This is a genomic window from Salinicoccus sp. Marseille-QA3875 (assembly GCF_054950095.1).
Genome location: NZ_CM143103.1, coordinates 355813 through 381944 on the forward strand (window position 1 = coordinate 355813; position 26132 = coordinate 381944).

The window sequence follows — 26132 nt, forward strand, 5'->3', positions numbered from 1 at the left end:
GGGATCCGCTGTTTTTTATTCCAACGATTCCAATATTTCTTTGATCTGTCTTCTCGCTTTCGCACCTTCTAAAATCGGATACTGCGGGAAGACGTGGTTCATCATCGGATATTCGTAATATTCATTTTCTACACCTGCAGCATCAAGCATGCCGGCAAACTTCCGTGCATCCGGCAGACAGATTTCCCGCTCGCCGACGAACATGTAGAATTTAGGCAGTCCCGTCAATTCGCCGTGAATCGGCGACACTTTATAATAATCGAGATCTGAATTACCGGCCCATATACGGCCGATGATTTTTAAATTATCGGGCTTAAGCATCGGGTCCACCTTCGCATATTTCTCCATTTCCGGATGGCTCAGGCTGACATCCAGCCACGGTGAAATGACGACAAGACCTTTCGGCTGAGGCAGTTCGGTCGTCGCTAGCCACTGGGAAAAGCCTATCGCAAGCCCGCCGCCTGCGGAGTCTCCGACAATGACCATCTCTTCCGCGCTCTCTTCCATCAAGTTCTTGTATAACTGCTCCACCGCCTCATACGCCTTCTCATAGGAGAACTCGGGTGTCTTCGGATAGATCGGCACAATGAATTCCTGGCCGGTATCCTGTACCATCTTATCTATGAACAGCCAATGGAACGGTGACGGCTGATGGATATAACCGCCGCCGTGCAGATAAAGGACACGTCTCCTGCTCTCTTTATCTCTTGGAATGATTCTGTATACTTTCATCCTCGCATCATAATAGTATTCAACTTTCGACCGCATGAGGTTTTCACGGATCTTATGCTCTTTTCTGTTTTCCTTGAAGTTTCTTGCGAGCATCTTCGAGTCCACCTCTTCCAAGTCAAAGTTGACGACTCTGATCAGATCTTCTGCAATCTTGCTGCCCACACTCCGCTTATCCACAAATATTGCACGGCCGGCATAGACAAGTGCGCCTGCACCTGCGAGAAAGAGAGAAGTTTTAATTACGTGTTTCATTCCATCATTCCTTTCAATTCCTATGTTCCATATGAGAATGCTGAGACATGATATATCCGCTCTATAAATGGAATCTTCTGCCGAGCTGTGTCATGAATGTCTGGTTGGCAAACACCAGAAGTAATGCAAATATCGTGACCGCGAATGACCCGGCGGTAATACTCGGCCAGAGCACTTTCGCGAGTCCCGTAATATAAAAAATCAGAGGGACAAACCCCATCGCCAGCATCATCAGTAAAAAGCTGAAATAGCCGGTCCAGTTCAGACGCACCCTGAGGATGCTGATGGACATAAGCAGTATCCCTGCAATGATCAGAAACGGTACAACATAATCCACCGACCACTGGAGATTGCCGGACATGAAATCGATGACCAGCAGCAGTATGGTCAGACTGATGACCTGCGCCGTAATCTTACCTCCGATGTGTGATGCTGACAATATCGTATGGCTCAATGATACAAGTATATAAAATACCGCAACGGCCACATAAAATACCCACAGAAACTGCGGGATGACAATCAGGTTTATCGCAAAGCATATCAATACTGCGAGTGAACCGAGCAGTATTGCGAGCCGTGAAATCCTTGTCCGTATCTTCTGTTCCTTAACATCATATTCCGGATACCCCACCGTCATTTCAGAATCTTCCTTCTTCGTCAACTCCGTACGGCATAACGGGCATATGTCCTGAGCCGTCGAAATATCACAATTCGGACATTGATTCATTCATCCTCACCCCATTCATTAGAGTAGACCATAACATCCAGTCCGGTGATTTTTCTCAGTCTCTTGAAAAATTCCTGAATGATTTCCCGTTCTTCAATCGACCGGGCAAAAGTGATGGTCAGCTTGTCATTCACAGTGCCGAGACCGCAGTTGATCGGGCTTTTTCTCGTCGGATACAAGATGACTTCCATTCTGTCTACATGCGGCTTCATCGAGTCCGGCAGTTTGGTGTTGCCGAGGTTTGACAGTGTCATCGTTTTCGCACGTTCACCAATCTGGTTAAAGCCGAATTTCATCAACGGGTATTTAATAAAGACCGGCACACCTCTGATCCACAGACTTTTCTGAAGCGAGACAAAGCGGTTGATGCCCGTCTGCAACGTATCTTTATCCGTCTTTTTAATCAGCTGACCCGTGACATCTTGAATGATATCCTCCAAATGCATATAACCGTCCATCTGCACGCCGATGTTCGCAACCGAGAAGAAATTTCTTAGTGTCGTCGATGGGAACTGTTTCCTCAGACTGATCGGTAATGCGATGGAAACCTGACCGTCGGTCAAATCCTTCGCCATTTTTTCATCATGGACAACCTCAATCATCAGGCTGGTCAACAGTCCTGTCACAGTGGTTCCCCGCTTTTTGGAGAAAGCATTGAGTTTGCCGGCATCAATCACCCCGTGGATGACATTGATCCCCGGCGGGTCGAATGCTGTGCCTTGAATCTGATAGGCTTTCCCCGGCCGCTTACCGGGACGCTTCATCGCGTGTGATGTCGCGTGTTTTTCAAAGCTGTCTTCCATTTCTTCAGGCATCGGCGTTTCATCCGGATCCAGCACCAGCCCTTCCATATCGACTGCTTCACCCTTCTCTTTCAAATACTGGTAGATCAATGTTTTCAGGAATTCCACCGCACCGCCGCCGTCTGTCAGTGAATGGAATATTTCAACCGATATCCTCTTTTCAAAATAAAGGACCCGTATCAGATAGGCATTGTTCTCCTTTCTGTCAATCGGCGTACACGGATGTTCAGTCTCTTTTTTGACGACAAGCTGTTCGTCATTATGTTCCATGAAATCCCAGAAAAGCCCTTTACGCACCCGGACCGTCAGTGTGGGAAAACGCACCGCTGTGATATTCAACGCTTCCTGTAAATATTCAGGTTCTATCTTCTCATTCAGTATCATGGACACCCTGAACACCGAGGAGTTTGTCCCATCGGAAACCGCATGAAATATCTTTCCCGTATTATCGATTCTATACCACTGATCCATCCATACACCTCCTTCTCGACACCGTCCTGTTTATACTCTTCCATTCAATTTTACCATGACTCAAACCATTTAAAATATATATATGAAACAAGTTCTGTCAAAAGAAAAACGGCCACCATTCACCCGGAGGTGTGATGACCGTTGACATGACCTTTATTTTATCAATCTGGACTTTGATCTGCGCTTTTTCGTATAGCCGTTTCTGCCCAGAGTACCCAGCTGATAATTGTAGCTGGCATTGAAATCGTCGATGCTCAAATTGTTTTCTTTAAGAATATTATATGTGATGTGCCCAGCCATCCTCGCATCTGCCAGCGCGTTATGATGGTTGTCCGTCTTCACATTGAAATACTCCGCCATCTGGACGAGCTTATGCGATGGTAATTGGTAAATGGATTTTGAAAGCCTGTAGGAACATATATAATTCAAAGGCGGTATTTCCAGTCTGTACTTATTATATGCATCCTGGATGCCGTACATATCAAACTGGGAGAAATGCGCCACCATTATATCATTATCGATAAACGACTCCAGCTCACTTCGTAATTCCGGGAATGTCGGCTGACCGACAACATCCGCTTCAGTGATGCCGTGAATATCTATATTCATATAAGAGAAATAATCCACTTCAGGGTTCATCAGCGAATAAAATTCATCGATGATTCTGCCCTCTTCAAACTTGACCATTCCGATGGAACAGATTGAACTTCTTTCATTATTGGCCGTTTCTATATCGAGCGCCACGTATTTCATCATTCTGCCTCCTATCATAATTTCTTATTATAACTGCCCGGCGCCGATTACACAAAATACAGGATTACAATCATTGCATAACCCGCGAACCACATGCACAGACTGTACAACACATTATGCTTCGGCATGGTGAATATGCTCTTATTTGCAAGGCTCGACATCAGCAGGTTAATGCCGGTGAACGGCGTCATATTGACAGTAACCGTCCAGTTTAAAAGCAGCCCGATGGCGATATAATAATGCTCACTGACATCCATGTCCATACTGAGCACGGCGAGTGAAGCGACTGTAATCGTAATGATTGGATGCACACTGAAAAATGATAACCCGATAGTGAGGACCGCGAATATCGGAATGAGCAGCAGCACATGACTCACCCCTGCCGCTTCAAGCATGCTGATCAGAAACGTATCAAATCCGATGACTAAGAGCGATGTCCCGAATACGCCGGCACTGATGAAGACCAGCAACTCGTTACCCATCTTCGGAATCCGTTCCTGCGTATAGCTTTTCAAGCCTTTTTGCACTTTAGGAAATCCACCGATAACTGATGTCCAAATGACAAACAGAACAAGTGCAACAATCGGAATGATGTTGACGATCGCAAATCCGCTGAATATATCAAGCGCGATGATCAAAGCCGTCATCGACAGCATGATTGCTCCGAGCTCCATAATCCGCTTCTTATTGTAGGCCTCTGGCGGTGATTTTTCAATTTCCTTATATTTTTTAGTAGAAGATAAAAACCATTCGCCGATGATACTGACTGCCGACAATGTGAGTCCGAATGCCGCGATGGCCACCCACTGCACTTCAAAATATGACAAAATGACCGCAATGGAAATGAAGTACGGCGACCAGGTGAAAAGGAGTGCTATGCCGCGGTTCAGTGCCGCCATACGCATCACTTTATGGTCTTTGAACTGTTCCGTGTCAGTCAGATAGTACAATATTGGCAGCGTTCCGACGTTCAGTACGGAACCAATTGAAAACATCCCGAATTTCAACGCATTGTACGACTGCTTCGTATTTTTAAAAGACGACTTCAAAAGTGCACTGATATCATTCAGGTACCTCGGTGAAGTGATCGGTATCGCAAGAAGCGGCACGAAGATGAAAATCATCAGAACTGCAGTGTTCATGAGCAGCCCTTCAATGACATCATCCATCGTCCCGCCGATAGAATAGAAAATTACCGCAGTCACATTCAATATGATGACAACGATCAAAGGCACCCTGCTCAAGTAAGGCAGATAACTGATGAGTGCCAGTGCGGTGAATACGGCAATGGCGATTTCGATGCCGGGGATGTCCACGAACAAAGACGTCAAGAACATGATCCCCATGCCGAGGACGAAAAACGGTCTGAAGAATTTTATTTTCATATGTAACTTCCTTACAAATGTTTTAACTTCATGATAGCGTATTTGATTCGATCAGGACAGTAAACGGTTTGAATATTTTATATAGTGAAACTTCTCTGTCAAAGACCACTGATTTATCCTATAATTAATGAATATATTGATGGATATATTCCCCCACACATTTATCGTGAAAGCAGGTTTTACATTGAATATCCTATACAATCAGACTTTACTCAGGAACTTCTATTACATATATGCCACATTGTTCATTCTTTTTCTCATTTATTTTTTCAGCGGTATCGGAATCCTTGGAGGATTCGTGAATTATCTGGCGATAGGGGTGCTCATCATATCCTGGGTTTTCAGTTCCAGACTGTTCAAGATGATTGGCGGTCTCTTCGTTGCCGCCGGAGGTATATTTACACTCACATCGGGCGGAGGCATTGAGACAATCATCAGCAATTCGACAAGCAATCTGCCCCTTCTGATGTTTTTCAGTCTACTGCCATGGATTGGTACGGTCGTTAAAGTCGGCGGACTCGATGAAAGCATCACGGACATGATTCAGGACCGGAAGAACAGGGTCGATAAAATATACGGCAGCAGCGTCTTCACGACCTACTTCCTTGGAATCTTTCTAAATATATCGGCCATCTACATCATCCAGCGGATGTTGAACGATTTGTTCAAAAGAGCACCTGTCACTTTAAAGAATGAATTCATCATCAAATCCACGCTCAGGGCGTTTGCACTTGCGGTCATTTGGAGCCCGCTCGAAGTCATCGTCGGACTGACTGTAGACTCGACAAGTGTTTCGTATTTCACACTGCTTCCTTGGCTGCTTCTGACTTCAATCATTGTTGGACTGATAGAAGTGTTTATGACAAGACGTGAATTCAACGGCATTACAGTTGATGCAGAATTCGATGAAATAAACAGCTCGGCGCTTCGGAAATCCATCATCAAGATGTTAATATTGCTGGTCAGTTTCCTTTCAGTCGTGATGTTCTTCAATATGAATTCAGAACTTGATTTCGTTTTGACAGTCGCATTGATCATTGTTCCGTTTTCTTTCGTCGCGGCATTCGTCATGAAACGTTTTCCGATCTTCCTCAAAACAGGATGGAGTACGTGGCAGAATCATAATAACCACATGCAGAACTTTTCAGTGCTGTTCCTGTCACTCGGTATTTTCTCCGGCGGATTCAACAGCAGTGCCGCTCCGGACGTGATGCAGCAGGTGTTCGACTATGTCGATTCATTCCTTATACTGATACTGCTCTTGATCATGGCCGTCATCTACGGCCTCGCCATGATCGGCGTCCATCCGGTGGCATCACTTGCCATATTGGCAGAGGTTCTGACACCTGTCATTACTCCCGCAAATGCCCTCGCCATCGGAATCGTGATGGTCGTCTGCGGCATGGGGATATCCGCAGCCGCACCATACGGAGTCAATGCGACCATGACCGCCCAGAGTATGGGCATCAATCCTTACAAAATCACTAAAATGAACATGGGCTTTTCGCTCAGGATGGGCCTGACCGGCATCCTGATCGCAATGATTGCACTGATGATATGAAATAGCTACTGAATTACAATCAATCAATTTGAAATGAGATTTTCTATAAAATTGATACATGTTCAAATAACTAAAGACAGGATATCCAAATTCATGGATATCCTGTCTTTTAAACTACTGTATTCTTTTTTGACTCTAATTCACTCTTTTATTCCGGTTGACCAGGTGAATCTGAATATTCATCTGAGGCACCATTTCCTGACTCTTGTATTTCAGGTGCATCTGTTTGATATAAATCCACAGTTGACTCTCCATCACGCTGTTCAATCAAACTCGTTTCTTTTCCTGGTTCTTCTTCTAAGACATCTAATTGATCACGATATAAATAATCAATTTCTTTTAATTCATCCATATGTTCAGGGTTATAGAAACGCAACAGATCTTTCATTTGAATTTCGTCAGAATGATTTAATTCTTCCCTTGCTTCGTCTCTATACTCGAAAAGTTCTTCCAATTCTTCTTCAGAAAGCTTATCGTTCAGTAATTCCCCTGATTCTGTATCATAGACTTCCGATTCAAAGAAAGTATATTCAGGTGTCACTACACGGCCGTTTCTTAGCGGTACGGTATTATCATGTTCTTCTGATAATATATCCTGTCCCATAAATAGATAGCCATCTGTTTTCATGCCCAGTAAATGCATTAAAGTCGGCAGCATGTCCACCTGTCCGCTGTATGTGTCGAATACTTCACCATTATCAACGCCTGGAACGTGCACGATAAATGGAACTCTTTGCATTTGAGTATCATTATAGCTGTTCCATTCCTCACGCTCTTCACCGACTAAAGGTGCGAGACTGGGATTTCTCATATCAGAGATACCGTAATGGTCACCGTACATGACTATGATTGAATCTTCATATAAACCGCTGGACTTCAAGTAATTGAAAAACTCTTCCAGCGCCTGATCAGCATAATGCGCTGTCACGAAATAATTATTAATTGTATCATCGTCTGTCTGTGCAGCTGGAAATTCCGTATTTTGCTCATCTAAAGGATAAGGAAAATGATGGGAAACAGTAAGGAACTTGGAATAGAATGGCTGAGGCAGCTGTTCTAGATACTCTGCCGAATCATGGAAAAACAATTTATCCTTCAAGCCATATTCCATTGACCTGTCCCCGGATACATCATAAAACTCAGAATCAAAGAAGTAGTCATAGCCAAAGCTTTGATAAGTATCCGTCCGGTTCCAAAATGAGCCGACATTTCCGTGAAAAGCAGCTGAGGTATAATCCCCTTGCTGCTCCAAAATATTTGGCGCAGAATGAAATGTATTCGTGGAACCCAATGTTTGGAAAACACTGCCCTGAGGCAGACCATATAATGACAGCTCGCCTAACACTTCAGCGTCGGATGATTTACCCTGACCTGTCTGATGGAAAAAGTTTTCGAAACTGTATGAGGCCTCATCATCATATATACTTGAAAGGAACGGCATGACTTCATGAGATTGTCCATTTTCATCTTCCAATTCATAATCAATGACAAATTGCTGCACACTTTCCAGTCCAATCATGATGACGTTGCGATCTTCCGCCACCCCGAAGTATTCAGGATTTGGCTCCGCATGATTTTCAGATGAAAAGTTGAACACCTTCGATAAATCAGACTCGTCAGCACTTACGCGCAATTGACTGCTTTGTGTTGTTTTGAAAGCATCATAACCTGAATAGAAATTCAAACCTAAATATTTAACAATATAATTCCTGTCAAAAGTCCGGGTCAATAATTCCGGACGGTCAATTTCTGCCAATATCAGGTTTCCTGCCAGAAGCAGGACACCGACAAATGTGACTGAGACTTTTGTCCACCGTTTATATTCTTTTTTACCTCCACTGAGGGGTGCTTCCTTTTTATAGAAGAACAAATAGCCGAACAGCATAATATCGACCCAGTATAACAGGTCCCAAAATCTCATCATTTCAAACGTTGAACTAAATAACGCTGAAGACACATTATTGGAATTCAATAAAATATTAGATGTCAGAAAATCAGCGAACTCCCTGTAATATAGTATGTTCGCATATAACAATACAGTCATTAACAGTAATAATGTAAACATCATCCATTTTCTTAATGCAGGACTTTTAAAAAACAGTGCAATGGACAGCAGTATGACACCCGTCGCAATCGGGTTGATCAGCAATATAAGGTGTTGATATATGCTTGAAACACCTAAACTGAATTCAATCCAGTACGCTGTGTATGTTTTCAGCCAGAATAAAAATAGAAATAAGATGAAATATCCATACCGTTTATTCAATAATTCTTTTATTTTTGACATAACTTCACTTCCTGATTCTCTATTTTTCTGTTATTTTCAAATAATTGATAAAGAATCTATCCAAATTATTCTTAATAAATTAAAATAGAGTAAAATATAATAAAACCCTCGAACACTGGCGTTGAGGGTTTTGTGACGGACGGCAAGGAAAATTAAAACACTTAACTATCAGTGGTTACAAGAACGTATTGTCAATATAGAAACCGTCGTTCCCTCACGTCATTGAGGTGTTACCCCTTTACGGATCCTATATTGACAACTTCAATTTTTTCACTTACAGCCTCAGATTTTTACAATTACTTAACGAACTTTATCAATGCTTAACATTATAACCTATTATATATACATAGAGCAAGAAATTACACAAATCTTAACAAAAATATTTATAGATAATTGATAAATCCCCTGTAACCATTTAAAAAATGTACAGGGGATTTCTAACAACATATTATATTTTACAGATTGACTCACTCATCCATTTCCGGTCTGACGACTGGAATTAATCTATCTTCAAAGAATTGAATTGCTTCCCGGCTCATTTTGCTGTCTGTGATTATTGTATCCACTAACTTCACACTTCCGATACACGAAAAAGACTTCAAGCCAAATTTGCTGTAATCTACCATAATATATGACTGAGTCGCACTCTGAATCATTTTTGATTTCACCACTGCCTGCTGCTCATCTGATTCACTCATTCCAAAAGTTGGATGGAGGGCTTTGCATGAGATAAATGCCTTATTTACATGATATGAAGCTATCGTTTCCTCAGTCTTGTAACCAACAAAGGAAAGTGATTTTCTTAATAACTCCCCACCTGTAGAAATGACTTTAATATTGGTTTTTGAAGTGAGTTCCAAAGTAACTTTTATAGAGTTGGTCACCACAGTCAAAGAAACATCAGGGAGTGCTTTTGCCATATACCATGCGGTTGTACTTGCATCCAGAAAGATTTTGTCACCTTCTGAAATGAATTTAACCGCTTCATCAGCTATCGCTTTTTTCTCTTCCATATTGATGATTTCTCGTTCAAAATAAGGTATTTCAGTTGTGTCTGATTTAGAAATGCTTAATGCGCCGCCGTGGCTTCTTTTCAGTTCATCGTCACGCTCGAGCTTTTCTAAATCTCTCCTGATGGTTTCTTCTGTAACTGAAAACATTTTACTCAGTTCAGTCACTCTTATACTTTTCTTGTCATTGACTATATCGATTATTTTCTTTCGCCTTTCAGCTACGAGCATAATAGACATCCTTTTCAAGTTATGTAATTGATGTAATTGTATAACAAAACCCGCATTCTTGCGAACGCGGGTTTTATCATTACCTTGTAAAGGCTGCTGCCACTCCACCATCAACGGTTACCATGCAACCGGTCGTTTTAGCAGATTTTTCCGATGCCAGGAATCGTATGGTTTCTGCAATATCGCTTGGCAGAACATTTTCCTTCAATATCGTTCTCTGTCTGTAGTGGTCTTCCAGCTCGTCTGCACCGATACCATATGATGATGCTCTTTCATTTTTCCATTTGGAATCCCAGATCTTAGAACCTTTTATCACTGCATCCGGAAGCACAGAGTTCACTCTGATGCCGAATTCTCCACCTTCTACTGCGATTGTTCTTGCAAGATGTACTTCTGCTGCTTTCGCAGTACTGTAGGCAGCATTGTTTTTTCCTGCATAAATCGAATTTTTTGACCCTACAAATACCATAGATCCACCTAAATTCTGATTTTTCATGTGCGAGAATATTTCTCTTGCAACTAAAAAGTACCCTGTCAGCAATACATCGATGTTCAGATTCCATTTTTTCATCGTCGTTTCTTCCAATGGGCTGGAACTTGCAAGTCCCGCGTTGTTAACAAGTACGTCTATACCACCATACTGAAGAATGGAGCTTTCTATCGCCTGAATGACTTCCTGCTCTTTTGTCACGTCCATTTTCACAGCATATGCTCTGTTTTCACCATACATTTCATTGAAGCCTTCAACGACATCTTCGGCACCTTCCAAGTTGATATCAGCAACAATCACATGACCCCCTTCTTCAAGGAATGCTTTACATGATTCGCCCCCGATACCTCCGGCGCCGCCTGTAACGAACGCCACTTTTCTCGAGAATTCAGCTTCAGCAGGTGCAAGACTTAATTTATATAGCTCAAGCGGCCAATACTCTATCGCAAAAGATTCACTTTCATTAAGTGATACAAATTGCCCCAGTGCATAAGTGCCTTTCATCACAGAAATCGCACGCTGATAAAGTCCATCACTTACTTTTGATGCACTCCAGCTCTTGCCGGTGTTTATCATGCCGATACCAGGAATAAGAATCACTCTAGGTAAAACTTCCATTATTTCATCTTCTTCACTGCTGTTTCTCTCGAAATATTCGATATATTCTTCTTTATATTTCTTGATTCCATCACGAACCAGCTGTTTTAAATCGTCCAAGCTGTCTTTTTGAGGATTCCATTCTACGTATAATGGTGTTCTTTTCGTGTGTACCAGGTGATCCGGGCATGCTGCACCAACCTGTGATAAATCTTTTGCCTCGGCGCTGTTGACGAATTCCATTATTTTTTCCGAGTCATTATAAGAGACGAGCATTTTCTTTTCCGCACTTACCTCTCCTCTGACGATTGGCATAATTTGGACTAACGCATCTTTTCGCTCTTCCGACTCGAGAGCCTGATATTCCGCTCCTCCAAATGAAGCCGAGCCTTCTGCTTTTTTATGGATATAATTTTCTGCTTCACGGATGACTTCAATCGTTTTATCATAACTTTCCTTTGAAGTCTCTCCCCATGTCACCAGTCCATGTTTTTCCATGACAACAAGGTCAGCATTTTTGTTGGCAGCCACACCATCAGCAATTAATTTCGAGAGTTTGAATCCTGGTCTGATATAAGGCACCCAGACCATTCTGTCACCATATATTTCTTCTGCTATCTTTTTACCATTGTGTGCGCACGCAATACTTATAATTGCATCAGGATGCGTATGGTCTACGTGTTTATAAGGTAGAAATGCATGTAATAAAGTCTCGATTGATGAACGGGGATGTTTGGTATCCAACATGCAATGAGACAAGTAGCTGACCATATCTTCATCTGACATATCTTCTTTTTCTTTCAGCGGTTCGATATCATTTAAGTTCAGTGCTGTGAAATTGTCTTTCGTCATAGTCGCCAAATCGGAACCACTGCCTTTAACCCACAGGACATCCACATCTTCACCTTTGAAGTTTTTCTCAACACTCTTGACCGAAGTGTTTCCGCCACCCCAATTCACTATAGATCTGTCTTTGCCTAAAATATTAGATCTGTACACAAGTTCTTCCAGACTGTTATTAAAACTTTTATCATCTGTCCATAAATTTTCTACCATAATCATTTACGCCTCCATAATTAATCAACTATTTTAACAATTAACTCTTATCTTTTATTCGTTACTTCTTTTTCATATTGTTCTACATCGTTCAGCCATTCTTCTCTGACAGGAACCCCCATCGTTTCACAATAGTGGTCCCAAACAGCACCAAATGGATATGTTTTGAACTCCTCATAAAGTGCCAACCTTTTTGTAAAATCACCCTTTTCCTGAAGTTCCTTCATATAGTCGTTGGGTACAAGCAGCGCATATAGTATCGATTTGATCATATTACGTGTACCGATAACCCAGCCGGCAACACGGTTGATACTTGCATCAAAGAAATCCAACCCGATCAGCACTTTATCAAGTGCATCATTCCTTACAATTTCCAAACCGATTTCCTTCAGTTCATCATCAAAAGCAACGACATGATCGCTGTCCCATCTGACCGGTCTTGAAACATGAAGTGCCAGCTTATCATTGAATAACAGCATTGATGATATTTTATTGGATACCATCTCTGTTGGATGATAATGACCAGTATCCATCAGGCAAAGCTTATCGTTTTTCATTGCATAATTCATATAGAATTCATGGGAACCGACGACATAAGCTTCAGAGCCTATACCGAACAGTTTACTTTCCAATGCATCGAGGTTATACTGCTCATCAATTTTATCTTCATAAATTTTATCCAGTGAGTCTTTCAGTCTTTTCCTTGGTGTCAGTCTGTCACTCGGCGTGTCTTTGAAACCATCCGGTATCCAGACGTTTGTCAACGATGGCGTTTTTAATTCTTTTCCGAAATACTCGCTGATTTTCCTGCTTGCCTGAACATGTCGGATCCAGAATTCCCTTATTTCTTCATCTGGATGAGCCAACGTCAAACCATCATCAGTTTTTGGATGGGAGAAAAGTGTCGGATTAAAATCCAGGCCCAGATTATTCTTTTTAGCCCACTCCACCCAATTTTTAAAATGTTCAGGTTTCAATTCATCACGGTCCACTATTACTCCATCAGTTTCGGCATATATGGAATGCAGATTCACTCTGTGAGTGCCAGGAATGAGAGAAAGCGCCTTTTCCAGGTCTCCTCTCAATTCTTCAGGTGTCGTCGCTTTACCGGGATAATTACCGGTGACATCGATCCCGCCTGAAAGTTCCTGCTGATCCACTTCAAAGCCGCTGATATCATCACCTTGCCAGCAGTTGACTGAAATTGAAAGTTTCTTTAATTTTTCAAAAGCTTCCTCAACATTTACGCCTAATTTTTCATACTTTGCTTTTGCCAATTCAAACTCTTTATTAGTATTCATTATATTCAACCTTCCGAGATAAATATTTGACCGATCTGTTTTATATCAAAGGAGTTTTTTATCATTTCCCTTGCTTCATGAATGCCGTCTATCTCTTTGATGGATATGAGCTGACTGGCTATATTGCCTATTGCTGTCGCTTCAACAGGTCCTGCAAATACTTCTTTTCCTGTAGCTTCTGCGATGAGACTGTTAAGATAGTCGTTTTTTGAACCGCCGCCGAAAATATTTATCCGTTTAAATCTTTTCTCATATATTTCTTCAATTTGGCTGATGGCAGTACAATAACTGACGACCAGACTTTCAAAAATGCATTTGGCAATCTGACCGGGTGTTTCCGGTATCTGCTGACCAGTTTCTACGCAATAATCCTTGATTTCTTCAACCATATTTACAGGTCTCAGAAATCTGTCATTATCCACTTCCACTATGGACTTGAAGTTGTTTTCCTTTTTTGCGAGTTCGACCAATTCAGAATGAGTGTATTTATCTTTATAATTCCTCTTCACTTCCTGAATCATCCACAGACCCATAATGTTTTTTAAAAAACGGAACCTGTAGTCCAGACCACCTTCATTAGTGAAGTTATACTTACGGGCGATATCGACACTGATCGGAAAACTGTTTTCGACGCCGATAAGCGACCATGTTCCTGAACTGATGTATATGCTGTCTTCCCCGCTCGCCATAGAGACAACGGCAGAAGCTGTATCGTGGGTTGCAGGTAATACGACCTCTGCATCAAACCCAAAGTCTTTGACATGTTCATTTCTTAAAGAACCGACCGTAGATTTGGGTGGCAGAATATCCTGAAATATATTTCTATCCAACCCTAGTTCTTTCAAAAGACTTTCATCCCAATTCTTACTGAAGGCATTCACCAATTGTGTCGTTGTTGCATTCGTGTATTCATTCGTCTTTACTCCTGTGAGTAAAAAATTGATATAGTCTGGAATCATTAAAAATGACTTTGCTTTCTCTAATACTTCAGGGTATTTTTTCTTTAAATAATATAATTGATAAATGGTATTGAATTTTTGGAATTGGATTCCTGTCTCCAGATACAGTTTTTCCTTACCTACTATATCCAGTACTTCTTCCATGATTCCGTCCGTTCTTGGGTCCCTGTATGAAACCGTTGGAGTCAACGGCTCATCATTTTCATCCAATAAAATGAAATCGACCGCCCATGTGTCCACACCGATGGTGCTTGGCGAATAATCAGATTCCCCCGCCATTCTTAGACCGGTTTTAATTTCCTCATATAACTTGTCTATATCCCAACAGATGTAACCGTCTTTTTCGATGAGATGATTTTCGAATCTGTAAATCTCTTCTTTCTTGATGAACCCATCTTCTACGAATCCAACGACAATCCTGCCGCTGGAAGCACCAATGTCCACCGCTAAACTACACTTCTTCATACATACACCTCTAAGCACTTATATTGTAGCTGTATTTTTCTCAGCAGTTTCATCTTCTGAAACCACTTGCCCGTATCTTTCTCTTTCAATTTGCTCCAAAGTTTTGCCACGTGTATTCGGTGCAAGTGCCAATCCGATCACGAGCTGTATCACGAGGAATATTGTCATCACTATTCCTGCTGTTCTGAATCCTAGCGTTGCCATGATAGTCGGTAAAACAAATGACCATAAAGCAATTCCTGTTCTCACAACGAAATATAATAGACCTTGAGCTGTCGCACGATACTGTGTCGGGAATAACTCATTCGTCCACAGTGCATAGAATGCCTGCGCTCCGATACCTGCTGCTGCGCCCCAAAGTACGACGAATGCGATTAAAGTCGGCCATGTCATTGGAGAGAAAGTTAGAATAATCCATGCGACGATTCCCATGACTGCCCCGATTGTAAACATGGTTCTTCTGCTGATGACATCTCCGAATTTCATAAACACAAAGTATGTCGTGAGTACCGTAAACATCCATAGGAAGGCTTGTAACAAGTTGGCCTGTATATTGCTCAGTCCGCCGACATTTTCGTAAATGTAAGGCATGAAGTAACCCATTGCTCCTGCAGTCAAGTTCCAGAATAAGTATATACCTAAAGTCAGATATATCGCCTGTCTTGTTGCCGGGTGTGCAAATAAATCTTTCAAAGAACCTTTTGATGCCATTTTCGGTTTAACTGTTTTATTTTCTTTAGCCAGTTTTAATTTTCTTTGTTCCTCTTCCCAAACTTCTGATTCAGGCAATCCTCTTCTGATATATAAAGCGATACCTGCAATAATGAATAAGTGTAGGAAAATCAATCTTGACCCTAGAAGGCCGAGTGGCGCTACCAATACTGCCAATGCAAATGTGATCATCGGACCCACCGACCAGGCAAGCTGAGCAGTACCTACGTGCGCTGCACGTTTATTTTTAGGTGACTGTTCTGCGATGTAAGTCCATGAAACCGGAACTCCCGCACCAACCGCAATACCTGTAATCACTGTACCTACGAGTAACATCGGAAAGTTGAATGCGAACACTATGAGTATCACACCGACCATGTAAATTAGTAAATCATAGTTAAAAACAATTTTTCTTCCGAATTTATCGGTCAATGGTCCACCGACCAATGCACCGATTGCTGCCCCAAGAGCATTTGCGCTTAATGCACTTAAAATTCCCACTCCAATGTTGTCAAAACCTAAAAACGCCTGCCATAAAGTCAAACTGCTTGCCGCCGCGATAATCGAACCTGCTTCTATGTAATTCGCCATGGCAATCGCTATCCGTGCTTTTAAACCGGTTACATTCTTTGCTGCAAATCTTTTTGCTGACATAAATATTATCCCCCTCTATATTAAATTAAAGATGAAATACTTCCTTAAGATCAATAACTGTCGGACTGTTATCATCATTGGTCTCCATTAAAGGCGCCATATGATTCCACCATTGCTGGTTAATTTCTGTCTGTGCCATTTGATTCCACTTTTCTTCGTTTTCAATTTCCAAATAGGCAAAAAGCTTACTTGCTTCTTTGTCCAAATATATTGAATAACTGATTACCCCATGATTTTTCAATTCTTTTTCCATTTCCGGCCAAATATCGTTATGTCTTTGTTCGTATTCATCATGCTTATCTTTGTAAACATTCATTAAAAACGCTTTCCTGATCATTTTCATTACCTCCTTAAATAAATATATATTACACAGAATCTTTACATATTTTTGATTGTATTCGCTTTCAAGTTAAAAGTCAACACTAACAAAAGATAATTATTAGCTAAACAAAAATAAACAGACATTAAAATAGTGTGATAAGTTTTAAATAGTGTGAACTGATAACTTGAATCAACTGAATAGATCAACTCAAAAACAAATGAAGAATGGCTCTTTCTAAATGGTTTGAACGGAATTACCAGGGCGGGCTAGTAGATAAATTGAAGAAAAAAAGATACCACGTCTTTTCTGACAAGAGTATCAAGATAACAGTATATTAAATTTTATAGAATCGTTTACTTCTTTTTGGAAAGTTTGATGTTGAAGGAATACATATCCGTTCTTTAGGCAGCGCGCTCATATCGACCAACTTTCTTTCGAAAATGGTGAGGACTCTATTTGAATATACTTTTTAAAAGTTTCCCATCCTCCTTTTTAACAAGCTCTGATTGGATTGTCTGGCCGGCTTCGATCGACATGATGCCCAGTTCCTGCTCCAGCAGGTCATCTAACGACACTTCGTCCAAATCATACTGAATTCAGAACATTCTTTGTTTTTGTAAACGTTTTCATATATAATAAAATTACATTATATGAAGAGGTGAATGACATGGCAAACATCAACAAAGACCGCATGAAGATTTACGTTCTCGACAATGGTACGCTCAGAATGGACAAGAACCTCATGATTGCTAACTCCAATCAAGCCACTATCGACAATCCCAATGCACCGAATGAGTTAATCGAGTTCCCTATCTACACTGTTTTCATCGATCACCCTGAAGCAAAGATACTTTTCGATACTGCCTGTAACCCTGAAGGTATGGCAGGTGAAGATCACGAAGGACGCTGGGGACCGAACACCCAGAAAGCGTTCCCCTACTCTGCCACTGAAGAATGTTACTTACCCAACAGACTTGAACAGATTGGTGTCGACCCGAAAGAAGTTGATTATGTTGTTGCTTCCCACCTCCACCTTGACCACGCAGGATGCCTCGAATATTTCACTAATGCAGTAGTAATCGTACATGATGATGAATTGAACGGCACGATGCAGACCTATGCCAGAAACCAGAAAGAAGGCGCTTATATCTGGGCGGATATTGATGCCTGGATTAAAAATGATTTAACATGGAAAACCATAAAATCTTATGAAGATAACTTAGAAATCGTAGAAGGTATCAAAGTGCTGAACTTCGGCAGCGGCCATGCCTGGGGCATGATCGGTCTTGAAATAGAAACTGCAGAGCTTGGTACGCTGATTCTTGCGTCTGACGCCATCTATACAAAAGACAGCATGGAACCGATGTTGAAGCCTCCTGGTATCATATATGACTCCATCGGATGGGCACGCTCTGTCGAGAAAATCCAGAAGCTTGCCAAAGAGAAGAACGCAGAAATCTGGTTCGGCCATGACGGTGAACAATTTGAAGGTTTCAGAAAGTCTACAGAAGGCTACTACGAATAAACTAAGCAATTAACAGGAGGTAACTATGGAGATCAAAGCTGCGGTTTTACATGAAATGGGGTTGCCTGCACCTTATGCAGAAAGCAAGCCCTTGAAGATAGAGACACTTGAACTGGATGATCCGAAAAGTAATGAAGTGATGATTAAAATCGGGGCTATCGGCCTGTGCCATTCGGACTTATCCGTCATCAACGGCTCAAGACCACGTCCGATGCCGATGGCACTCGGGCATGAAGCGGCCGGGGAAATCATCAAGATCGGCGATCATGTCGATGACTTTGAAGTCGGCGACCATGTCGTCTGCGCGTTCGTGCCGAGCTGCGGCCACTGCATTCCCTGCCGTGAAGGAAGACCGGCCCTGTGTGAAAAAGGTGCGGCATCCAATGAAAAAGGCGAACTGCCGGATGGCGGCAAGAGACTGCACATGGACGGCGAAGAAGTCCACCACCACGTCGGGGTTTCAGGGTTTGCGACACATGCGGTCGTTTCGGCGAACTCCGTCATCAAAGTCGATAAAGATATTCCATTTGAGAAAGTGGCGATATTCGGCTGTGCAGTAATCACCGGCATTGGTGCCATCATCAACACCGCCCAGGTCAAACCGGGCAGCACCGTCGCAGTCGTCGGGCTTGGCGGCATCGGATTGAATGCGATCCTCGGCGCCAAACTCACCGGTGCCAGTAAGATCATCGCACTGGACATCAACTCGAAAAAATTTGATCTTGCGAAAAAACTGGGCGCCACCCATACATTTGATTCATCAGATGAAAAATCTTTGGATGAAGTCAAAGAACTGACGAACGGCGGAGTCAACTATGCGTTCGAAACCGCAGGCGTCGTCCCTGCGATGGAAGCCGCCTACAAGATCACAAGACGAGGCGGCATGACAGTCACCACCGGGCTTCCGGATCCAAAGCATAATTTCTCCTTCCCACAGGTCACCCTGACGGCGGAAGAAAGGACGATCAAAGGATCCTACGTCGGCAGCTGTGTCCCGATCCGTGACATCCCGAGATTCATCGACCTTTATAAGCAGGACAGGCTGCCCGTGGATACGCTGTTGTCGGACACGCTTAAACTTGAAGACATCAATGAAGGGTTCGACAGGTTGGAAAAAGGAGATGTTGCGAGGTTGGTTGTGAAAATAGATTGATATAGGTGTTCAAATGAATATCTATTTCTATGTTGCTTGAATCAATTTTCTTTAAGATTATAGAATATTGTATGCTTGAATCAATTAGCTAGAAAATTTTTAAAGAATTCGATTATCACCCATTACTATTTGTAAAATTTAATGGAAGAGTGGATTTTAAAATGAAGAAAAAGTAAGTGCATCAATTTGTTTCTGATATATGGTCAAGTAACAGGCATGTAAAATGCACACTCACCGATTGGACTGGGTGCCTTATAAAATACCTAGAACAGAACTTGAAGAATCTTCAGCAAAAACTGAGTTAATGAAGTATGGAATGTATTTCTATAGGATTATCTTGTGATTTATAGATAGTTGAAGTTTATATTGGGCAAATTCAGACTATACAAAATGATTAACAGAATTGATTAATGGAGAAAAATTGTATACACTGTAGAACTCTCTATAGAGTCATTAATTTGAAGGAGAATGTATCGAAAGGCTTTGCAGTACTAATTAGCGATTAAAACCTAAACGAAGATGCTTACAGAATAAATAAAACTGAAGAAAAATTCCTATACATCATACTTGTAGTTGTTTTAGTAGTGTATAGGAACTTTTATTTGAATGGTCATAAAGAATACAACACTTATTATTGAAACTTGACTCAGTAATTTATAATGAATAATCTTAAATGAACTCTATTGTTTCAGTTTCCAATCAACTCATCTGAGAATACTGAGTATCAAACTATACCTTCAATATTGTTCTGTTTATAAACTGAATCTCTTTCTTCAAACTAAATTCCCAATCGATAAATATTTCGTATCCAAATACGCTTCGATGCCTTCAATGCCGCCTTCTTTTCCAAGGCCGCTTTCTTTCAAGCCGCCAAACGGGGCGTGAGCAGCGGAAGGCGCACCGTCATTCCAGCCGATGATGCCGAAGTCCAGCTGTTCTGACAGATATAATCCGACTTTGTAATCATTCGTAAAGTAATATGCAGCCAGACCAAAAGGCAGTCCGTTCGCAAGCACGATTGCATCATCTGTATCCGTGAATGACTGAATGGGAATTAACGGACCGAATGTCTCTTCATTCATAATTTCCATTTCCTGATTTGCATTCTTTATCACTGTAGGCTTATAAAAGTAAGTCTTTCTATCAGCGTCAACAATGCCTTCGCCGCCGCACAGAATCTCTGCGCCCAGTTCTCTCGCATTGTCTGCATGGGCACTGACTTTGTCATATGCCGCTTCATTGATCAACGGACCGACCTGGATGCCTTCTTCCAGACCGTTGCCGACTTTCAGCTCTGCGACTTTCGCACTCAGCTTTTCTGAAAACTCGTCCACCACGGATTCATGGACAAACAATCTGTTCGCGCATATACATGTCTGACCCGCATTTCTGAATTTCGATGTGATGGTCTGATCGACCGCGATATCAACATCCGCATCACCGCAGACTATGATCGGTGCATGCCCGCCGAGTTCCATGGACAAGTGCTTGACAGTCTCCGCACTGTTTTCAATTAGTGACTTTCCGACTGATGTAGATCCTGTGAATGTAATCTTTCTGACCAATGGACTGTCTGTAAATAAAGGCCCGATATCCTTGCCGGAACCGTTCACAGCTTTGAAGACATTCTCAGGTATGCCGGCCGCGTAGGCAAGCTCGACCAGTTTCTTTGTTGTCAGCGGTGTTTCTGCCGCGGGTTTGATTATAAATGAGCATCCTGCAGCCAGTGCTGGTGCGACCTTTCTCGTCAGCATTGCTGCCGGGAAATTCCACGGTGTAATTCCTGCGACTAAACCGACCGGCTGCTTTTTAATGATGATATTTTTATGCGGCGAATTTGCCGGTATCGTTCTGCCGTAAACACGCTTCGCTTCTTCTGCGTACCATTCAATGTAGGCATTCGCATAGGCGGCTTCACCCAGTGCTTCCTGCAGGGGCTTGCCGCTCTCTTTAGTAATGATTTCAGCCAGTTCGTCCTTATTTTCATTGATCAGACGGAACCATTCATTGATGATACCGGAGCGGTAATGGGCATCTGTTTTACTCCATTCCTTGAAGCCTCTATGGCATTCTTCGATTGCTGCCTGCACTTCTTCTTTTGAACTTTTATTCAAAGTATCAATGACTTCACCGGTTGCCGGGTTTTTAACTTGGACTGTATAATTAGCCATTGTTATCTTCCTTTTTTTATGTTTAATTTATAGACTTTAACGATTAGTTATAATTGAATCTTTTCTAACTACTAAATCAATTTTCCAAAAAATTTCTTGAGCGTCTTAATCTGTGGACATCTATTACTATACTTGATCTTTTTAAATAAACTACGCCAAGATGATTAAAACCTCCTATTAAAACATACATTACAAACATGATTGGTATCAATAGAAAAGATTTTCTTTTTTGAACTATATATAAAAGTTATCCATAAACCTAAACTATCTCAATAAGTGTAGAATCACGATACATGATATTATCCACTTATACTAACAATTGGTTTGGTTGCTCAAGTAGATTTTTTAAATCTGTTAAAAATTTCGCAGCAGGTGCACCATCTATAACACGGTGATCAAATGACAAACTTAAAGTCATAATTGATCTTATATTTAACTCATTATTTACCGCAACAGGCTTATCTTGAATTTGACCAACACCTAGAATTGCAGCATTAGGCTGGTTAATAATTGGTGTAAAACCATCTACTGAAAACATACCTAAATTGCTGATTGAGAAAGTACTTCCCTGCATATCTTCCGGGAGAAGTTGTCCTCCTCGAGCTTTTTCAGCATATGATTTTGACTCTTGGACTAAAGAACCTAATCCTTTTTCATCAACATTTTTTAAAACCGGTACAACTAATCCATTAGGTACTGCCACTGCCATACCAATATTAATATTAGAATGATAAACAATTTCTTTTTCATTTTCTAAAGAAATGTTTATCTCTGGATTATTTTTTAAAGCATATGCACTAGCTTTAATCATTATCTCATTGTAAGATAAGCGGACACCATTCTTCTCTTCAATTAATGGAAGAAGTTGTTCTCTTAGCTTCACAACTTCAGTCATATCTATATCTGAATATAAAGTTACATGAGGAGCTGAATAAAAACTTTCAGAAATCCTATTTGCAATAACTTTGCGCATGCCTTTAAATGCAACTCTCTCTTCTTTATTAGCATTTAAATTTTCTTCATTTATATGTGATAAGTCTTTTTCAACAATTTTTCCATTGGTTCCTGACCCTTCAATATTCGTCAATTCAATTTGTTTATCTTCTGCAATGCTTTTCGCTAATGGAGTGATTAATTTACTATGTTTGGCTAAATATTTCTCAACATCTACTTTTTGAATACGACCAAAAGGTCCTGTTCCTTTAATTTCAGCCAAACTGATATTATTTTCTTTGGCTATTCGACGTGCTTGTGGAGTTCTTCTTACTTTGTTGGGCTCATGTTCTTTGAGTTCTGGCTTTTCAGATTGTACTTCTTCTACTTCTGATGTAGAGGATGCTTTTGTATTTAAATCAGCGACATCATTTTCCTGATTAATAGAGGTATATTCTTCAAGATTTTCATTCTGTTCTCCAACAAAAGCTATTACTTCTTGTACAGGGACTGAATCCCCTTCTCCATAGAGTTTTTTCAGTAAAAATCCACTTATTTCAGCTTCAACTTCCATTGTAATCTTGTCAGTTTGAATTTCTACTATTGGATCTCCTTCTTCTACCTCTCCCCCAACTTCGACTAACCACGTATCGATTATACCTTCTTCCATTGTAGCCCCTAGTTTGGGCATAACTATTTTTTCAGCCATATGGCACCTCCTTACTTGTTCAATATTGATTTACATTTATTAATAATATCTTTTACTTGTGGTACTGCTGCCTTCTCTAATGTTGGATTGTATGGGATTGGAGTAGCTACACCACCAAGTCGGATCACGGGTGAATCTAAAAAGTCAAATGCATCACTCTCACCTATCATGCTGGCTATCTCTGCTCCATATCCTCCTCTTTCTACAGCTTCATAAACTACCAAAACATTATTGGTCTTTTTAACTGAATTTACTATAGTTTCTTTATCTAGCGGAACTAAGGTTCTTGGATCTATGACTTCAACATCGATACCTTGTGATTCTAATTCTTTAGCCGCTTCAAGAGTTTTACTCACCATTATACCTGTAGCCACAACTGTTAAATCGGCACCTTTTCTCTTAACATCTGCAACCCCAAGAGGAATTTCATATTCATCCTCAGGTACGTCACCCTTAGTGCCGTATAGCAGTTTATGTTCGTAGTATATAACAGGATTATTATTATCAATAGCAGATTTCATCAACCCTTTTGCATCATATGCATTAGATGGTTGAACAACAATTAATCCTGGAACATGTGTCATCCAAGCTTCCAAACTTTGAGAATGCTGAGCTGCAAAACCTGCACCTGATCCACCGGGCAATCTGATTACTGTAGGAACTTGTGCTTTTCCTCCAAACATATATCTCATTTTAGCTGCTTGGTTAACTATATTATCCATTGCAATCATTACAAAGTCTGAAAATTGCAATTCTAATATAGGTCGCATACCCATCATTGCTGCTCCTACAGCACATCCACTAATAGCTGACTCTGATATTGGAGTTATTCGAATTCTTTCATGGCCAAATTCATTAGTCATACCATTTGTTACTCCAAAAGCCCCTCCGTAAACACCGATATCTTCACCTAACATAAAAACATTTTCATCTACACGCATTCTCTGGCTCATAGCCTCTCTTAAGGCCTGTGCATATGTTATTTCTCTCACAAAAAGCATCCCTTTCTATGCATAAATATCTGTAGTTAAGGTTTCTAAACTTGGTTCATTACTTTCTTCAGCAAACTTTAAAGCCTCATCTAATTCTCTACTCATGCGTTGTTCTAGTTCTGCAAACTTGTCTTCAGACAATACCCTCTCTTCCATCAATCTGATTTTAAATGATTCAATTGGATCGCGGTTCTTTCTCCAATCTTTTTCTTCATCTCTGGAACGATATTTTCTTGCATCACTTCGAGAATGTCCTCTCCATCGGTAAGTTTCTGCTTCAATCAACGTTGGACCTTTTCCACTTCTAGCACGTTCAACAGCCTTTTCAGTCGTTGCAGCTACTTCTAGAACATTATTACCGTCAATAGTGGTGCCTGGAATTCCATAAGATTTTGCACGTTCAGCGATATGTTCAACATTAACCATTTCTTTTATTGAACCTGACATACCATATAGGTTGTTTTCACAGAAGAATACCATAGGTAATTTCCATACAGATGCCAAATTCAGTGCTTCATGAAATGCCCCTTCATTCGTAGCACCATCGCCAAAAAAGCATAGAACCACATATCCAAGATCTTTCATTTTGGAAGGGAGTGCGGCCCCTGTACCTAGTGGCAATCCAGCTGCAACAATTCCATTAGCTCCCAAATTTCCTACATCAAAGTCTGCGATATGCATTGAACCACCTTTACCTTTACAGTATCCCGTTTCTTTGCCAAGTAATTCAGCCATCATTCTATCTACTTTTGTACCTTTAGCAATACTATGCCCATGTCCTCTATGATTACTTGTAATCTTATCTTCGTTAGTTAATGGTGTGCATGCCCCTACTGCTGTTGCTTCCTGCCCTATGCAGAGATGCATAGTTCCATGTATTTTTCCATCTTGAAATAGTTTTTCAACAGTTTCTTCAAAGCCGCGAATTAACATCATATCGTATAGCATCTCAATCTTTTGTTCGTTATTATATGGCGTTTCTTTTTTTTGTGACATTATAAACCTCCGGAATTATCTCGAGGTCCTGATATTTCTTAAAAAGACCTCAAAATATGATAAAATTCATATATTATTTTTGTGATTCTTGTCTCTTGTAACCATTTAGAAATTCATACGAGATTGACCGCCATCTACATTTAAGCTTGCCCCTAAAACCCATGAAGATCTTTCTGATGCTAAAAAGACAGCAACATTTGCTATTTCTTCTGGAGTCCCGAAACGCCCAGCTGGAATTTCATTATCTATGAATGATTTTATTGCTTCAGGATTTTCTTCTAATCTCTTTTTCCAATTACCTGTATCATGCAGAACGCTACCTGGGGCAATGCTATTGACCCTTATCCCCTCTGCTGCTACGTCATTTGCTAATGATTTCGTATAACTAATTAAAGCAGCTTTTGCAGTATTATAAGTTACACTACCTCCACTTTCTCTGCCAAAAATTGATGTAATATTAATGATAGAGCCGCTTTTTTGTATTTTCATTTGTGCTACAACTAATTTACTCAAGTGAACTGCAGAGAAAAAGTTTATCTCAAATGCATTGTAGTAATCTACTAGTGGTGTTTCAGATGCACTTCCATCTATACTGCCACCTGCATTATTTACTAAAACATCTATCCTTCCATGATCTCTCATAAAATCTCTTATTAATTTTTCTCGTTCAGATTCTTTTGTTAAATCAGCTGAGTATATAGAAAGTTTGTTTTTAAGATTTTGATTAGCTTCTTCAAGAGTTTTTTTAGTTCTTCCTACAATTGAGACTTCTGCACCTTCTGATACGAACGCTTTGGCAATTTCAAAACCAATACCTTTTGAACCACCTGTCACCAATACTTTTTTTCCATCTAGATTCATAGTGATTTTCCTCCTGATTACTTTA

Annotated in this window: 21 protein-coding genes; 3 read left to right on the forward strand and 18 right to left on the reverse strand. The window is 40.8% G+C overall.

Annotated features, from left to right (window positions below):
• Nucleotides 1–15 precede the first annotated feature (15 nt).
• The 5 genes from ACY8DT_RS01990 to ACY8DT_RS02010 form a co-directional block, all read right to left on the reverse strand.
• Nucleotides 16–984, reverse strand: a complete 969-nt coding sequence (locus tag ACY8DT_RS01990; RefSeq protein ID WP_462421274.1) for an alpha/beta hydrolase fold domain-containing protein — start codon at nt 982–984, stop codon at nt 16–18.
• 61 nt (nt 985–1045) lie between these two features.
• Nucleotides 1046–1711 (reverse strand): DUF6320 domain-containing protein, encoded by a 666-nt coding sequence (locus ACY8DT_RS01995; RefSeq protein ID WP_462421275.1) that lies wholly within the window; start codon nt 1709–1711, stop codon nt 1046–1048.
• Complete coding sequence (locus tag ACY8DT_RS02000; RefSeq protein ID WP_462421276.1) at nt 1708–2985, reverse strand: alcohol acetyltransferase; 1278 nt, start codon at nt 2983–2985, stop codon at nt 1708–1710. Before ACY8DT_RS02000 ends, ACY8DT_RS01995 begins: the two co-directional genes overlap by 4 nt.
• A 153-nt stretch (nt 2986–3138) precedes the next feature.
• The gene (locus tag ACY8DT_RS02005; protein WP_462421277.1) at nt 3139–3738 is read right to left on the reverse strand and encodes a 3'-5' exonuclease; all 600 of its coding nucleotides are present in this window, start codon (nt 3736–3738) and stop codon (nt 3139–3141) included.
• Between the two features lie 47 nt (nt 3739–3785).
• On the reverse strand, nt 3786–5123 hold the full coding sequence (locus tag ACY8DT_RS02010; RefSeq protein WP_462421278.1) for a hypothetical protein: 1338 nt from the start codon (nt 5121–5123) through the stop codon (nt 3786–3788).
• Nucleotides 5124–5421: 298 nt separating this feature from the next.
• Between ACY8DT_RS02010 and ACY8DT_RS02015 the strand changes: the two genes are divergently transcribed.
• On the forward strand, nt 5422–6684 hold the full coding sequence (locus ACY8DT_RS02015) for a hypothetical protein (protein WP_462421279.1): 1263 nt from the start codon (nt 5422–5424) through the stop codon (nt 6682–6684).
• Between the two features lie 148 nt (nt 6685–6832).
• On the opposite strand, the gene ACY8DT_RS02020 is transcribed toward ACY8DT_RS02015, so the two are convergent.
• The 8 genes from ACY8DT_RS02020 to ACY8DT_RS02055 all read right to left on the reverse strand — a co-directional run bounded on the left by ACY8DT_RS02020 (nt 6833) and on the right by ACY8DT_RS02055 (nt 17342).
• A complete protein-coding gene (locus ACY8DT_RS02020) occupies nt 6833–8971 on the reverse strand; it encodes an LTA synthase family protein (RefSeq protein ID WP_462421280.1) in 2139 nt (712 codons plus the stop codon).
• A 467-nt stretch (nt 8972–9438) separates the two neighbouring features.
• Nucleotides 9439–10212 carry a DeoR/GlpR family DNA-binding transcription regulator gene (locus ACY8DT_RS02025; RefSeq protein WP_462421281.1) on the reverse strand — a complete coding sequence of 258 codons (774 nt, stop codon included), beginning with the start codon at nt 10210–10212 and terminating at the stop codon, nt 9439–9441.
• Nucleotides 10213–10291: 79 nt separating this feature from the next.
• On the reverse strand, nt 10292–12355 hold the full coding sequence (locus tag ACY8DT_RS02030; protein ID WP_462421282.1) for a bifunctional aldolase/short-chain dehydrogenase: 2064 nt from the start codon (nt 12353–12355) through the stop codon (nt 10292–10294).
• Nucleotides 12356–12402: 47 nt separating this feature from the next.
• Nucleotides 12403–13656, reverse strand: a complete 1254-nt coding sequence (gene rhaA, locus ACY8DT_RS02035) for an L-rhamnose isomerase (protein WP_462421283.1) — start codon at nt 13654–13656, stop codon at nt 12403–12405.
• Between the two features lie 5 nt (nt 13657–13661).
• The gene (gene rhaB / locus ACY8DT_RS02040; protein WP_462421284.1) at nt 13662–15080 is read right to left on the reverse strand and encodes a rhamnulokinase; all 1419 of its coding nucleotides are present in this window, start codon (nt 15078–15080) and stop codon (nt 13662–13664) included.
• Nucleotides 15081–15098: 18 nt separating this feature from the next.
• Nucleotides 15099–16445: an MFS transporter gene (locus ACY8DT_RS02045; RefSeq protein ID WP_462421285.1), complete on the reverse strand. Its 1347-nt coding sequence runs from the start codon at nt 16443–16445 to the stop codon at nt 15099–15101.
• Between the two features lie 25 nt (nt 16446–16470).
• Nucleotides 16471–16782 (reverse strand): L-rhamnose mutarotase, encoded by a 312-nt coding sequence (rhaM, locus tag ACY8DT_RS02050; RefSeq protein WP_462421286.1) that lies wholly within the window; start codon nt 16780–16782, stop codon nt 16471–16473.
• Between the two features lie 437 nt (nt 16783–17219).
• Nucleotides 17220–17342: a hypothetical protein gene (locus ACY8DT_RS02055; RefSeq protein WP_462421287.1), complete on the reverse strand. Its 123-nt coding sequence runs from the start codon at nt 17340–17342 to the stop codon at nt 17220–17222.
• 92 nt (nt 17343–17434) lie between these two features.
• On the opposite strand from ACY8DT_RS02055, the gene ahlS reads away from it, so the two are divergent.
• Complete coding sequence (gene ahlS, locus ACY8DT_RS02060; RefSeq protein ID WP_462421288.1) at nt 17435–18292, forward strand: AhlS family quorum-quenching N-acyl homoserine lactonase; 858 nt, start codon at nt 17435–17437, stop codon at nt 18290–18292.
• A gap of 25 nt (nt 18293–18317) precedes the next feature.
• Nucleotides 18318–19445, forward strand: a complete 1128-nt coding sequence (locus tag ACY8DT_RS02065; protein ID WP_462421289.1) for a zinc-dependent alcohol dehydrogenase family protein — start codon at nt 18318–18320, stop codon at nt 19443–19445.
• Between the two features lie 773 nt (nt 19446–20218).
• Here the strand turns inward: ACY8DT_RS02065 and ACY8DT_RS02070 are convergent.
• From ACY8DT_RS02070 to ACY8DT_RS02090, 5 genes are all read right to left on the reverse strand, one after another.
• Nucleotides 20219–21616, reverse strand: a complete 1398-nt coding sequence (locus ACY8DT_RS02070) for an NAD-dependent succinate-semialdehyde dehydrogenase (RefSeq protein WP_462421290.1) — start codon at nt 21614–21616, stop codon at nt 20219–20221.
• A gap of 307 nt (nt 21617–21923) precedes the next feature.
• Nucleotides 21924–23258 carry a dihydrolipoamide acetyltransferase family protein gene (locus tag ACY8DT_RS02075; protein WP_462421291.1) on the reverse strand — a complete coding sequence of 445 codons (1335 nt, stop codon included), beginning with the start codon at nt 23256–23258 and terminating at the stop codon, nt 21924–21926.
• Nucleotides 23259–23269: 11 nt separating this feature from the next.
• The gene (locus tag ACY8DT_RS02080; RefSeq protein WP_462421292.1) at nt 23270–24250 is read right to left on the reverse strand and encodes an alpha-ketoacid dehydrogenase subunit beta; all 981 of its coding nucleotides are present in this window, start codon (nt 24248–24250) and stop codon (nt 23270–23272) included.
• Between the two features lie 15 nt (nt 24251–24265).
• The gene (locus ACY8DT_RS02085; protein ID WP_462421293.1) at nt 24266–25246 is read right to left on the reverse strand and encodes a thiamine pyrophosphate-dependent dehydrogenase E1 component subunit alpha; all 981 of its coding nucleotides are present in this window, start codon (nt 25244–25246) and stop codon (nt 24266–24268) included.
• Between the two features lie 105 nt (nt 25247–25351).
• Nucleotides 25352–26113 carry an SDR family NAD(P)-dependent oxidoreductase gene (locus tag ACY8DT_RS02090; RefSeq protein WP_462422206.1) on the reverse strand — a complete coding sequence of 254 codons (762 nt, stop codon included), beginning with the start codon at nt 26111–26113 and terminating at the stop codon, nt 25352–25354.
• Nucleotides 26114–26132 lie beyond the last annotated feature (19 nt).

Bases quoted from the DNA above. Each gene is read 5' to 3' on its own strand.
- ahlS (WP_462421288.1), top strand. From the start codon at position 17,435: ATGGCAAACATCAACAAAGACCGCATGAAGATTTACGTTCTCGACAAT.
- rhaM (WP_462421286.1), bottom strand. From the start codon at position 16,782: ATGATCAGGAAAGCGTTTTTAATGAATGTTTACAAAGATAAGCATGAT.
- ACY8DT_RS02065 (WP_462421289.1), top strand. From the start codon at position 18,318: ATGGAGATCAAAGCTGCGGTTTTACATGAAATGGGGTTGCCTGCACCT.
- rhaB (WP_462421284.1), bottom strand. From the start codon at position 15,080: ATGAAGAAGTGTAGTTTAGCGGTGGACATTGGTGCTTCCAGCGGCAGG.
- ACY8DT_RS02030 (WP_462421282.1), bottom strand. From the start codon at position 12,355: ATGGTAGAAAATTTATGGACAGATGATAAAAGTTTTAATAACAGTCTG.
- ACY8DT_RS02020 (WP_462421280.1), bottom strand. From the start codon at position 8,971: ATGTCAAAAATAAAAGAATTATTGAATAAACGGTATGGATATTTCATC.
- ACY8DT_RS01995 (WP_462421275.1), bottom strand. From the start codon at position 1,711: ATGAATCAATGTCCGAATTGTGATATTTCGACGGCTCAGGACATATGC.
- ACY8DT_RS02085 (WP_462421293.1), bottom strand. From the start codon at position 25,246: ATGTCACAAAAAAAAGAAACGCCATATAATAACGAACAAAAGATTGAG.
- ACY8DT_RS02025 (WP_462421281.1), bottom strand. From the start codon at position 10,212: ATGCTCGTAGCTGAAAGGCGAAAGAAAATAATCGATATAGTCAATGAC.
- ACY8DT_RS02005 (WP_462421277.1), bottom strand. From the start codon at position 3,738: ATGAAATACGTGGCGCTCGATATAGAAACGGCCAATAATGAAAGAAGT.
- ACY8DT_RS02000 (WP_462421276.1), bottom strand. From the start codon at position 2,985: ATGGATCAGTGGTATAGAATCGATAATACGGGAAAGATATTTCATGCG.
- ACY8DT_RS02075 (WP_462421291.1), bottom strand. From the start codon at position 23,258: ATGGCTGAAAAAATAGTTATGCCCAAACTAGGGGCTACAATGGAAGAA.
- rhaA (WP_462421283.1), bottom strand. From the start codon at position 13,656: ATGAATACTAATAAAGAGTTTGAATTGGCAAAAGCAAAGTATGAAAAA.
- ACY8DT_RS01990 (WP_462421274.1), bottom strand. From the start codon at position 984: ATGAAACACGTAATTAAAACTTCTCTCTTTCTCGCAGGTGCAGGCGCA.
- ACY8DT_RS02010 (WP_462421278.1), bottom strand. From the start codon at position 5,123: ATGAAAATAAAATTCTTCAGACCGTTTTTCGTCCTCGGCATGGGGATC.
- ACY8DT_RS02045 (WP_462421285.1), bottom strand. From the start codon at position 16,445: ATGTCAGCAAAAAGATTTGCAGCAAAGAATGTAACCGGTTTAAAAGCA.
- ACY8DT_RS02070 (WP_462421290.1), bottom strand. From the start codon at position 21,616: ATGGCTAATTATACAGTCCAAGTTAAAAACCCGGCAACCGGTGAAGTC.